Source organism: Cedecea sp. Ae19-4 (assembly GCF_059801165.1).
Genome location: NZ_JBCHWG010000002.1, coordinates 391,761 through 404,681, shown reverse-complemented (window position 1 = coordinate 404,681; position 12,921 = coordinate 391,761). Strand labels below are relative to the sequence as shown.

General features: G+C 55.2%; 8 protein-coding genes. 4 read left to right on the top strand and 4 right to left on the bottom strand.

Annotation, left to right across the window (positions count from 1 at the left end):
* Positions 1-17: 17 nt before the first annotated feature.
* Positions 18-2,669 carry a phosphoenolpyruvate carboxylase gene (gene ppc / locus AAIE02_RS14670; protein ID WP_166879269.1) on the top strand — a complete coding sequence of 884 codons (2,652 nt, stop codon included), beginning with the start codon at positions 18-20 and terminating at the stop codon, positions 2,667-2,669.
* Positions 2,670-3,009: 340 nt separating this feature from the next.
* Positions 3,010-4,743 (top strand): phosphoethanolamine transferase CptA, encoded by a 1,734-nt coding sequence (locus tag AAIE02_RS14665; protein WP_336983486.1) that lies wholly within the window; start codon positions 3,010-3,012, stop codon positions 4,741-4,743.
* Positions 4,744-4,812: 69 nt separating this feature from the next.
* On the opposite strand, the gene metF is transcribed toward AAIE02_RS14665, so the two are convergent.
* The 3 genes from metF to metB all read right to left on the bottom strand — a co-directional run bounded on the left by metF (position 4,813) and on the right by metB (position 9,529).
* Positions 4,813-5,703 carry a methylenetetrahydrofolate reductase gene (metF, locus tag AAIE02_RS14660; protein WP_008457556.1) on the bottom strand — a complete coding sequence of 297 codons (891 nt, stop codon included), beginning with the start codon at positions 5,701-5,703 and terminating at the stop codon, positions 4,813-4,815.
* 230 nt (positions 5,704-5,933) lie between these two features.
* Entirely contained in the window at positions 5,934-8,366 is a 2,433-nt protein-coding gene (locus AAIE02_RS14655; protein WP_008457555.1) for a bifunctional aspartate kinase/homoserine dehydrogenase II, read from the bottom strand.
* Between the two features lie 2 nt (positions 8,367-8,368).
* Positions 8,369-9,529 (bottom strand): cystathionine gamma-synthase, encoded by a 1,161-nt coding sequence (metB, locus tag AAIE02_RS14650; RefSeq protein ID WP_008457554.1) that lies wholly within the window; start codon positions 9,527-9,529, stop codon positions 8,369-8,371.
* A gap of 276 nt (positions 9,530-9,805) precedes the next feature.
* Here metB and metJ point away from each other — a divergent pair, with 276 nt between their 5' ends.
* The gene (metJ, locus tag AAIE02_RS14645; RefSeq protein WP_008457553.1) at positions 9,806-10,123 is read left to right on the top strand and encodes a met regulon transcriptional regulator MetJ; all 318 of its coding nucleotides are present in this window, start codon (positions 9,806-9,808) and stop codon (positions 10,121-10,123) included.
* 105 nt (positions 10,124-10,228) lie between these two features.
* Here the strand turns inward: metJ and rpmE are convergent, their stop codons facing one another.
* A complete protein-coding gene (gene rpmE, locus AAIE02_RS14640) occupies positions 10,229-10,444 on the bottom strand; it encodes a 50S ribosomal protein L31 (RefSeq protein ID WP_008457552.1) in 216 nt (71 codons plus the stop codon).
* 206 nt (positions 10,445-10,650) lie between these two features.
* Here rpmE and priA point away from each other — a divergent pair, with 206 nt between their 5' ends.
* Positions 10,651-12,849 carry a primosomal protein N' gene (priA, locus tag AAIE02_RS14635; protein WP_166995758.1) on the top strand — a complete coding sequence of 733 codons (2,199 nt, stop codon included), beginning with the start codon at positions 10,651-10,653 and terminating at the stop codon, positions 12,847-12,849.
* Positions 12,850-12,921: the final 72 nt, after the last annotated feature.

Below are 12,921 nucleotides of genomic sequence, written 5' to 3'. Positions count from 1 at the left end.
GATTGGGCTGGAGTCATATGAACGAACGCTATTCTGCTTTGCGAAGTAATGTCAGCATGCTCGGAAAACTGCTCGGAGATACCATCAAAGATGCGCTGGGAGAAAATATCCTCGACCGCGTAGAAACGATCCGTAAGTTATCCAAGTCCTCCCGCGCCGGTAATGAAGCCAATCGTCAGGAGCTGCTGAGCACGCTGCAGAACCTCTCAAATGATGAACTGCTGCCCGTCGCCCGCGCCTTTAGCCAGTTTCTTAATCTTGCCAACACCGCAGAGCAGTACCACAGTATCTCCGCGACGGGCGAAGCGGCCAGCAACCCAGAAGTCATCGCTAAAACGCTGCAAAAACTGAAAAGTCAGCCGGGCATCAGCGAAGCAGACATTCGGGCAGCCGTTGAGTCTCTCTCTCTGGAGCTGGTGCTCACCGCTCACCCTACCGAGATCACTCGCCGTACCCTGATTCATAAACTGGTTGAAGTGAACAGCTGTCTGAAGCAGCTCGACCACAGCGATCTCGCCGACTACGAGCGCAACCAAATCATGCGCCGCCTGCGTCAGCTGGTTGCTCAGGCATGGCATACCGACGAAATTCGTAAGCATCGCCCTTCCCCGGTCGACGAAGCCAAATGGGGCTTCGCGGTGGTAGAAAACAGTCTGTGGGAAGGGGTGCCAAACTACCTGCGTGAGCTTAACGAACAGCTCGAAGAGAATCTGAATTACAAACTGCCGGTGGACTTCGTCCCGGTACGCTTTACCTCCTGGATGGGCGGCGACCGCGACGGCAACCCGAACGTAACGTCCGAAATCACCCGTCACGTCCTGCTTCTCAGCCGCTGGAAAGCCACCGACCTGTTCCTGCGCGATATCGCGGTCCTGGTTTCCGAGCTGTCGATGGTGGAATGCACGGCGGAGCTTAGCGAACTGGCAGGGCCGGATGCCGGCCAGGAACCTTACCGCCACATCATGAAAGGCCTGCGCCAGCAGCTGCTCTCCACCCAGGCCTGGCTTGAAGCCCGCCTGAAAGGCCAGCGTCTGCCGAAGCCGGAAGGTCTGCTCATTCAAAACGAGCAGCTTTGGGATCCGCTCTACGCCTGTTATCAATCCCTGCAGGCCTGCGGCATGGGCATCATTGCTAACGGGCAGTTGCTGGACACCCTGCGCCGCGTGAAATGCTTCGGCGTGCCGCTGGTACGCATTGATATTCGCCAGGAAAGCACGCGCCACAGCGAAGCGCTGGGCGAAATGACCCGCTATCTTGGCATCGGCGACTACGAAAGCTGGTCAGAGGCTGATAAACAAGCCTTCCTGATCCGCGAACTGAACTCCAAGCGCCCTCTGCTGCCTCGCCAGTGGGAGCCAAGCGCTGACACTCAGGAAGTGCTGGAAACCTGCAAAGTGGTAGCCGAAGCGCCACGCGGTTCCATTGCTGCCTACGTTATTTCGATGGCCAAGACGCCGTCAGACGTGCTGGCCGTTCACCTACTGCTGAAAGAAGCGGGCTGTACCTTCGCCCTGCCGGTTGCGCCGCTGTTTGAAACCCTCGACGACCTGAATAACGCCGACGACGTCATGACCCAGTTGCTGAATATCGACTGGTACCGTGGCTTTATCCAGGGCAAACAGATGGTGATGATTGGCTATTCCGACTCGGCGAAAGATGCTGGCGTGATGGCCGCATCCTGGGCGCAATATGAAGCGCAAGATGCGCTGATCAAAACCTGTGAGAAAGCCGGTATCGCCCTGACGTTATTCCACGGGCGCGGCGGCTCCATTGGCCGTGGCGGTGCGCCAGCGCACGCAGCTCTGCTTTCTCAGCCACCAGGCAGCCTGAAAGGTGGCCTGCGCGTCACCGAGCAAGGTGAGATGATTCGCTTTAAATACGGCCTGCCAGAAATCACCATCAGCAGCCTGTCGCTCTACACCAGCGCGATCCTTGAAGCTAACCTGCTGCCGCCGCCAGAGCCGAAGAAAGAGTGGATTCAGATCATGAACTCACTTTCTGCGACGTCCTGCGAGATGTATCGCGGCTATATTCGCGAGAACACAGACTTCGTGCCGTATTTCCGTTCCGCCACGCCGGAGCTGGAATTGGGCAAACTGCCGTTGGGCTCTCGCCCAGCTAAACGTCGTCCAAACGGCGGGGTAGAATCTTTACGTGCGATCCCGTGGATCTTCGCCTGGACCCAAAACCGCCTGATGCTGCCGGCCTGGCTGGGCGCAGGCGCGGCGCTGCAAAAGGTCGTGGAAGAAGGCAAGCAAAGCGAGCTGGAAACAATGTGCCGCGACTGGCCGTTCTTCTCCACTCGCCTTGGCATGCTGGAGATGGTGTTTGCCAAAGCCGACCTTTGGCTGGCGGAATACTACGATCAGCGCCTGGTGAAGCCAGAGCTGTGGAAACTGGGCAAACAGCTACGTGACCAGCTGGAAGCCGACATCAAAGTCGTGCTGGATATCGCCAACGACTCACACCTGATGGAAGATTTACCGTGGATTGCCGAGTCGATTACCCTGCGTAATATCTATACCGATCCGCTGAACGTCCTGCAGGCCGAACTGCTGCACCGCTCGCGCCAGTCGGAAGAGAAAGGCGAAGCGCCTGATGCCCGCGTAGAGCAAGCCCTGATGGTCACCATCGCCGGGGTTGCCGCCGGGATGCGTAATACCGGCTAAGATTTTTTAGCTTCGTCATTTCCCCCGCAAACGCGGGGGTTTTTATTTCTAACTAGTGAAAACGCTCATCGGCACTCAACGTACTTAACACGTTTGTTGCCCCCGCCATCTTCAACAAATAAACAACAAAAAACCAAAAGCATTGGCCGTATAAATATCCCCGGAACAAGCCTGAAATTACGCTGTCATTATTCCGACACATTTTCTATATTGTGCGCAAAAGTCACCCAGCAATGGGTGACTTTTTTCGTGAGTACAAGCCATCGTAGCGTTCATAACTAAGGCTTACTTAAGGTTTTCTCATTACGGTTAATGATAATTTAATAGCACAGGCAAGAGTATGCACTTCACATTGAAACAGTCTGAACGTAAGTTCAGCATTAAAGCCCTTGGATGGGTTTTACTCTACTTTTGGTATTTTTCCTCGGTTTTGCAGATTGCCATCTTAACAACAGGCTACAGCGGTACAACGGGGCTGCGTGACTCCTTACTGTTTAGCTCTCTGTGGTTTATTCCTGTATTTCTGTTTCCACAGCGTACGCGCATTATTGCCGCCGTTATTGGCGTTATCCTTTGGGCAGCCTCAATCGCCGCCCTGGGTTACTACGTCGTCTACGGGCAGGAGTTCTCGCAAAGCGTTCTGTTTGTGATGTTCGAAACAAACGCCAGCGAGGCCAGCGAATACCTGAGTCAGTATTTCAGCCTGAAGCTGCTGCTCATTGCGGTTGCCTATACGCTGGGTGCCATCTTTCTTTGGACCCGTCTGCGCCCGGTTTATATTCCAAACCCGTGGCGCTGGTTGGTTTCCTTCGCCATCCTGTTCGGCCTGGTGCTCAATCCGGTGGGTAAAGAGTGGCTTATCAACAAACGCAGCCTTGGCGAATCCTTCTCCAGTATTTCTTATCGCCTTGAGCCTGCGGCCCCCTGGCAGTTTATCGTCGCCTATACCGAATATCGCCAGCAGTTGGACAGCCTGAATAACCTGCTAACGTCCAACAATGCGCTGCCGCCGTTGGCTAACCTGAAAGACGCCTCTGGTAATGCGCCGCGCACTTTGGTACTGGTTATTGGTGAGTCAACGCAGCGTGGCCGCATGAGCCTGTACGGCTACCACCGCCAGACAACGCCAGAGCTGGATGAGCTGCATAAAACTGACCCGCAAATGACGGTGTTTAATGACGTCGTCACTTCACGTCCTTACACCATTGAAATTCTGCAGCAGGCGCTGACGTTTGCAGACGAGAAAGATCCGGACCTCTACCTGACTAAGCCTTCGCTGATGAACCTGATGAAGCAGGCCGGGTACAAAACCTTCTGGATCACTAACCAGCAGACCATGACCGAACGCAACACCATGCTGGCCGTATTCTCGAAGCAGACCGACAAACAATATTATATGAACCAGCAGCGTACCCAGAGCGCGCGCGAATACGACACGAACGTCCTCGCGCCGTTTAAAGAGGTTCTGGCCGACCCTGCACCGAAAAAATTCATTATTGTGCACCTGCTCGGCACGCATATTCGGTATGACTTCCGCTACCCGGAAAACTGGAACAAGTTTGATGGTAAAACGGACGATTTACCGGCTGGATTAACCAAAGATCAGCAAGAATCCTACAACAGTTACGATAACGCCAACCTGTTTAATGACCACGTGGTTTCCACGCTGATCAAAGACTACAAGGCCAGCGATCCTAACGGCTTCCTGCTCTATTTCTCTGACCACGGGGAAGAGGTTTACGACACACCGCCGCATCAGACCCAGGGGCGTAACGAAAACAAACCTACGCGTCATATGTACACCATCCCGTTCATCGTCTGGACGTCACCGACCTGGCAGCAGGCCCACCCGCGTGACTTCTCGGGAGATATAAACCGCAAATACAGCAGCTCAGAACTGATTCATACCTGGTCTGATTTAGCCGGTTTAAGCTATGACGGCTACGACGCAACACGGGCCATCACCAGCCCGCAGTTTGTCGAAGCGACCCGCTGGATTGGTAACCCGTATGATAAAAATGCGCTGCGGGATTACGATGCGCTGCCTTACGGCGATAGCGGCAGTAATCAGTAACGCTTTTAGCCCGTAAAGTAAAAAGCCCCGCTCACAGTTGAACGGGGCTTTTTTATGTGAAATCAATGTCTACAGCTTGGGTCGAACGCCTAAAGTGTGGCAGATCGCATAGCTCATTTCCGCCCGGTTAAGCGTGTAGAAGTGGAAATCCTTCACGCCTTCCCGGCTCAGGATTTTCACCATATCCATGGCAATGTTCGCGCCCACCAACTGGCGGGTTTCGGCATCGTTATCCAGGCCTTCAAACATTTGTGCCATCCACGACGGAATACGCACGTTAGTCATATCGGCAAATTTCTTCGCCTGCCGGAAGTTTGAGACAGGCAGAATACCCGGGATTATCTCGACATCAATGCCTGTGGCCGCGCAGCGATCGCGGAAGCGAAGATAGCTTTCAACATCAAAGAAGAATTGAGTAATCGCGCGGTTAGCACCGGCTTCAATTTTACGGCGCAGGCTGAGTAAATCCGCCTGGGCGCTTTTGGCTTCGGGATGGACTTCCGGATAGGCCGCAACGGAAATATCAAAGTCGCCGACTTCCTTGAGCAGCCCCACCAGGTCAGAAGCATACATATCCGGCTTACCGCTGCCAGGCGGTAGATCACCACGCAATGCAACGATATGGCGGATGCCGTTGTTCCAGTAGTCCTGCGCAATCGCCTGCAGTTCATCTCGCGTTGCATCGACACAGGTCAGATGCGGAGCTGCTTCAAGGCCGGTACGCTCTTTGATGCCTTTGATGATGCTGTGGGTACGGTCACGCTCGCCGGAGTTCGCCCCGTAGGTCACAGAAACAAACGTTGGCTTCAGGATGCTTAGCCTGTCGATAGACTTCCACAGGGTTTGTTCCATTTCACTGCTGCGCGGCGGGAAAAACTCAAAGGAAACATGAATATGCCCGGCCACTTCGGCCAGACTCTGGTTCAGCGCTTCCCGCTGATTCGCGTGAAAAAAGCTCATACCCTTACCTCGTCAATCGCATCGTTATCGTGTGGTGGCGTCTTATTGCTATCCAGACGTTTAGACGTCCAGATAGAAAGATGACCGAAAAGGCGAAAGGCGTCAATGAAAATGTCACCACAAAATGTGGAGGAATTCTCACATAAGATGAATTTTTTTCAGGAGAAACGGAGAAAGGGACATACAGGAAAACGCACTCTCTTCCAAAGAAAGAGAGTGCGGGAAAGAAACTACAGCAGTTGTGCCAGGCGGTTCAGATCGGACTGAATGGCCCCGGCGGTAACATCGCGCCCGGCGCCAGGCCCGCGGATCACCAGCGGGTTGTCACGGTACCAGCGGCTTTCAATCGCGAAGACGTTGTCACACGGCAGCAGAGCGGCAAGCGGATGCTCTGCCCGCACGGCTTCAACCCCTACGCGAGCCTTGCCGTTCGCATCAAACCGGGCCACATAACGCAGCACCAGCCCCATCTCCTGGGCAGCCTCGAGCCGCTGCAGCATTTGCTCGTTCAGCTCATCACCGTTTTCAAAGAAATGGTCAATGGAGCCGCCTTCACAACCTGCGGGCACCAGAGATTCCACACGAACCTGATCCGGCTCGATGTCATAACCCGCCTCACGGGCCAGGATCACCAGCTTACGCATGACGTCTTTACCGGACAGGTCCACGCGCGGATCTGGCTCGGTTAGCCCCTGCTGCCAGGCCTGATCAACCAGTTCTGTAAACGGCACTGTGCCGTCAAACTGCAGGAACAGCCATGAAAGCGTCCCCGAGAAAATACCGCTGATAGCCAGAATAGCATCGCCGCTGTCACGCAGGTCGCGAACCGTATGGTTAACCGGCAGCCCTGCGCCCACCGTGGCGTTATACAGCCAGTGCCGGCCCGTTTTCTCAAACGCATCACGAATCTGGCGATACTTCTGGCCGTTCCCTGCGCCGGCAAGCTTATTGGCGCTGATCACATGGAAGCCATGGCTGGCGAAGTCCAGGTATTGATCGGCGAGTTGCTCGCTGGCGGTCACGTCCAGTACCACTAAATCATCATACGGATGAGCCCGCATCCACAGGAACAGCGACTCTTCGTCCTGCTGAACTGCCTCATCATTGAAGAAGGCCAACGCGCGACTGGCATCCAGACCGTCGTAATTCAGCAAGCTACGGCTGCTGTCCACCACGCCAGCCAGCACAAATTCAAACCCGGTACGGGCGGAGAGAATTTCCTGTTCGCGGGCAAACAGCTCAAGCCAGCGGGAACCGATGTTGCCTTTGCCGAACAGCATCAGACCAATACGCTTCTCAGCACGAAACAGCGACTTGTGTAGCCCCTGAATCAGGCTTTCCGTTGGGCCTACGCGCAGCACGGCCACCAGGCTAATGCCGTCTTCCGACTGCCAGATAAACTCCACGGGATGATCTTTCAACTGCTGCCAGAAACGGTGGCTATGCAGCGGGTTACGGCAAACGCCGGCCCCGACCATTGCCACCAGCGCCAGGCCTTCACGCAGACGAAGCTCGCCCTGCAGGCTGGCATTCTGGAGAAGTTGCAGCACGCTGTTGGCGACTTCCGAGGTGTAGCAAAGCTGCAGTAAATTACGATCGGGATGCACGCCAATCGACAGTGGACGCACCTGACCGCGCTTGAGGATCATATCCAGCTCTTTTTGCGCCAGCTTGAAATCCTGATGCGACGGCACCTGATATTCGATCAGGCAAACATCGTCGTGACTGGTGACAATCCGGGCACCCGTGCCGGACGCCAGAACGCGCTCAATACGGGTCGAACCTTGCTCTGGTGAATAGCTGCAGCGCAGTTGCAGGTCGATATCGCTGCCGGATACGGGCTGTAATGTACGAGCGTGTAGCACCGGCGCGGCAAGACGAGCCAGCTCGCTGGCTTCATCCAGGCGTAGCAGAGGCAACAGGCAGGCATCTTTCACTTTACGCGGATCCGCGCTGTAAACCCCGGCCACGTCGCTCCAGATAGTTACGCGAGAAACGCCAGCCAGCGCGCCAATCTGCGTCGCTGAATAGTCAGAACCGTTACGCCCCAGCAGCACAGTTTCACCCGCTTCATTGCTGCAGATAAAACCGGTCACAACCAGGCGTTTATTCGGGTGCTGGGCAAGCAAGTTTTGCAGCAGCGGCCAGGAACGGCCTTCGTCAACCTGTGGCTGGGCCGCACGTTCAGCACGCATAAAATCGCGGGCGTCCAGCCAGGCGGCTTCAACGCCCTGCTGATTCAGCACCGCCGCCATCAAACGCGCCGACCACACTTCCCCGTGACCAACAACCTCTGCATAAACGGCATCGGTCATTTTACCGTCCAGCAGAACAGCAAGGCGCTCAAGGTCGTGGATAAACCCGGCAATCAGGCCATCCGCCACTTCCGGCGGCAATAAACCGCTAATAAGGTCGCTCTGATAGCGGCGCAGCGTTTGCTGAACCTGATGCGCGGAAAGCCTGTCGCTCTGGCTCAGCTTAAGCCAGTTAATCAACTGGTTAGTGGTACTGCCGGCGGCCGAAACCACCATCATGTCACCCGGTCTGGAATATTCGGTCATGATACCCGCCACGCGCAGGTAACATTTCACATCGGCAAGACTGCTGCCCCCAAACTTGTGCAGTTGACGAACCGGCGTCCCTGCTGGTGCTGAAACACTCATGCTTACCCCTCGGCAGCGACCCGGAAGGCATTTTCCAGATCGGCAATTAAATCTTCACTATCTTCTATACCTGTTGAAACGCGCAGCAGCGTTTCAGAAATGCCGGCGGCAGCTCGTGCCTCCGGCGCCATGCCCGCATGTGTCATGGTTGCGGCGTGAGAAATCAAGCTTTCCACGCCCCCCAGCGATTCCGCCAGGGTAAACAGCGACAGCGCCCCCAAGAAACGACGCAGCGTTTGCTCGTCACCGTCGAGCTCAAAGCTCAGCATCGCGCCAAACCCTTTTTGCTGACGGGCCGCAATCTCGTGGCCCTGGTTTTCCGGCAGTGAAGGATGATACAGCTTTTTCACCAACGGTTGCTGCTTGAGAAACTCAACAATGGCCTGAGCATTACGTTGAGCCACTTCCATACGTGGCGACAGAGTGCGCAGGCCACGCAACAGCAGGTAGCTGTCAAATGCGCTGCCGGTGACGCCAATGTTATTCGCCCACCATGCCAGTTCGGTGACCGTGGCAGGATCTTTTGCAATAACAACGCCTGCAACCACATCCGAATGGCCGTTGAGGTACTTGGTGCAAGAGTGCAGAACCAGATCGGCCCCCAGCGCCAGCGGGTTTTGCAGTGCCGGGCTCAGGAAGGTGTTATCCACCACGCTAATCGCACCCGCTTCACGCGATGCGGCACAGATTTTCGCAATATCCACGACGCGCAACAATGGGTTACTTGGACTTTCTACCAGTACCAGCTTTGGTTTTTCCGCCAGCGCAGAGTTTAAAGCCTCTTCATCATTCTGATCGACGAATAAAACGCGGTAAGCCCCACGTTTTGCCAGACTATCGAACAGGCGGTAGCTGCCACCATAGCAGTCGTGAGGCGCCACCAGCAGGTCGCCAGGTTTCAGGAATACGGTGGTGACCAGATGAATGGCCGACATGCCGGTATTGGTCATTACTGCCCCAGCCCCGCCTTCCAGCTCCGCTAACGCCCGCTGTACTACGTCGCGCGTTGGGTTACCCCGGCGTGAATAATCATGGGCACGCGGTTCATTAAAGCCGGTAAAGTTATAGGTACTGGACAGGTGAATAGGTGGAACGACGCAGCCGTATTGCTCGTCATCATTCAAACCGCTACGAACTGCGATGGTTGCCTGTTTACGCGTCATGGTGTGCCCGATCCTTGCTGGTCGAATAAAAGTCAGGCCTCAGAGTAAACAACCGCAATATAGACGTCAATACATCTGGACATCTAAACCTCTTTGCGTATAGATTGAGCAAAAGGCAAATAGCCGTTAAAATTATGCGTTTTAGAGTGTATATGTCTGAGTTTCGCGCTCAGGAAAGGGTTATCCTGTGCTGTACACTAAAAGAGATAATCGTCAACGCCGCGGATTTACCCGGCTTTGGCACGTTTTCATAGATTAAGAGGATTAAGGTATCTCATGGCTGAATGGAGCGGCGAATATATCAGCCCCTACGCTGAGCACGGTAAGAAGAGTGAACAAGTAAAGAAAATTACGGTTTCCATTCCTCTGAAAGTGTTGAAGATCCTCACCGACGAGCGCACGCGTCGCCAGGTGAATAACCTGCGTCATGCGACCAACAGTGAATTGCTGTGTGAAGCTTTTTTGCACGCCTTCACCGGCCAGCCGCTGCCGAACGATGCTGACCTGCGTAAAGAGCGCAGCGATGAAATCCCGGAAGATGCGAAGGTCATTATGCGTGAACTGGGGATCGATCCGGATACGTGGGAATATTAAGATCTGATGTTAAGGCGTCTGCGGGCGCCTTTTCTTATTGCGTTACCGGATAACAGACACAAAAAAGGCGCCTTCAGGCGCCTTTCTCTTTCCAGAGTGCGAAACTTATTTCTTCGCGCCTGGTACGCTGAAGCGCTTGTTGAAGCGATCAACACGGCCGCCGGTAGCAACATCACGCTGTTTACCAGTGTAGAACGGGTGGCACTGACCACATACGTCCAGGTTCAGATCGTGACCTACGGTGGAGCGGATCTTGATAACATTACCGCAAGAGCAGTTTGCAGTAATTTCTTCGTATTTAGGATGGATATCTTTTTTCATGGTAAACCTCGGTAAAGGCCGCGTCGCTCTTCCAGCCCTAACGCCAGACACCACGCGATGTTAATAAATTAGGTTTTTTGATACCAAAACTGCGCATCAAAGGCGGCGAATCATACAGAAATTGCTCACCCGGTGCAAACTGATCCGCAATTTTGCAAGCGCTCAGTGTACACTAATACGTCATTTTTTTCAGCCTGGATGCTTTCATGCCCGTAGCCCACGTTGCACTGCCGGTTCCGCTGGCCCGTACCTTCGACTATCTGCTGCCAGAAGGCGTGCAGGTTAGCGCAGGCTGCCGCGTACAGGTGCCGTTTGGCAAGCAACGCGAAGCTGTCGGTATCGTCATGTCGGTCAGCCAGTCGAGCGATCTGCCGCTGGAAAAACTCAAGCCCGTTGGTGAAGTTCTCGATGGGCGCTCGCTGTTCACGCCGTCACTCTGGCGCGTGCTGCTGTGGGCTGCGGAGTATTATCATCACCCGATTGGCGAAGTGCTCTTTCACGCTCTGCCAATTCTTCTTCGCCAGGGGAAACCTGCGCACCATGCTCCGCTCTGGTACTGGTTTGCTACGGAAGAAGGAAAAGCCGTTGATCTGAACAGTCTCAAACGCGCGCCTAAACAGCAGCAGGCACTGGCGGCGCTGCGGCACAATATCGTCTGGCGGCATCAAATCGGCGAGCTGGAAATCAGTGAGCCGGGGTTACAGGCGCTGAGAACAAAAGGCCTGTGTGATTTAAAAAGCGCGGCGCCTGCGGAAGAAGACTGGCGGGCAAGCTATGCCGTTGCCGGTGAGCGGCTGAGACTGAATACGGAACAGGCCACCGCCGTGGGGGCTATCCACAGCGAATCTGACCATTTCTCCGCCTGGCTGCTCGCCGGCATCACCGGCTCCGGCAAAACTGAGGTTTACCTCAGTGTGCTTGAAAATGTGCTGGCGCAGGGCAAGCAGGCTTTAGTGCTGGTGCCCGAAATTGGCCTGACTCCGCAAACTATCGCCCGCTTCCGGGAGCGTTTTAACGCGCCGGTTGAAGTCCTGCACTCCGGGCTGAATGACAGTGAAAGGCTCAGCGTGTGGCTAAAAGCACGCAGCGGTGAGGCGGCCATCGTCATTGGTACTCGTTCTTCTCTGTTCACGCCGTTCTGCCGTCTCGGCGTCATCGTCATCGATGAGGAACATGACAGCTCCTATAAACAGCAAGAAGGCTGGCGCTATCACGCTCGCGATTTAGCCGTTTACCGGGCGCATGCCGAAAACATTCCGATCATTCTCGGCTCGGCAACGCCAGCATTAGAAACTCTGCACAATGTTCAGGTGGGAAAATATCGCCAGCTACGCCTGACTAAACGTGCCGGAAACGCACGCCCGGCTCACCAGCAGGTTATCGACCTGAAAGGGCAGCAGCTCAAAGCCGGCTTAGCCCCTGCACTGCTCAAAAAGATAGGCGAGCATCTTGCCGCAGATAACCAGGTGATCCTTTTCCTTAACCGCCGCGGCTTCGCACCTGCCCTGCTCTGCCACGAATGCGGCTGGATTGCGGAATGCGCACGGTGCGATCATTACTACACGCTGCACCAGGGCCAGCGCCATCTGCGTTGCCACCATTGCGACAGCCAGCGCGCGATCCCGCAGCAGTGCCCGCAGTGCGGCTCCACGCATCTGGTTCCGGTGGGAATGGGGACCGAACAGCTTGAACACAGCCTTGAGCCGCTGTTCCCGAACGTACCGATTTCCCGCATCGACCGCGATACCACCAGCCGCAAAGGCGCACTGGAACAGCAGCTGGCCGAAGTGCACCGGGGTGGCGCGAGAATTCTTATCGGCACACAAATGCTGGCTAAAGGGCACCACTTCCCTGATGTCACGCTGGTCGCCTTACTCGACGTAGACGGCGCGCTTTTCTCCGCAGATTTCCGTGCCGCCGAACGCTTTGCCCAGCTCTACGTCCAGGTTTCTGGTCGAGCGGGGCGAGCCGGTAAGCAAGGTGAAGTCCTGCTGCAAACGCACCATCCTGAACACCCTTTGCTGCAAACTCTGCTGACCAAAGGCTACGATGCGTTTTCCAGCCAGGCATTGAGCGAGCGCCAAACGGTATTTTTGCCGCCGTACACCAGCCATGTATTGATTCGGGCCGAAGATCAGAACAACCACCAGGCCCCGCTATTTTTGCAGCAATTGCGTAATCTGCTGGAGGCCAGCCCGCTGCGCGATGAGCAGCTCTGGATCATGGGGCCAGTTCCCTCGCTGCAGCCCAAACGCGGCGGGCGTTTTCGCTGGCAAATCTTGTTGCAGCATCCATCGCGCGGGCGCCTGCAAAAACTGGTCAGCCATTCACTCACGCTGATCAACACGCTCCCCGAAGCCCGGAAAGTGAAATGGATGCTGGATGTTGACCCTATCGACGGGTAGCACAATCGGGCTGGTTATGCGAAGCCGATCGAAAAATCTAATACTCATCACATTTCTTGTGAAAAATTTGTA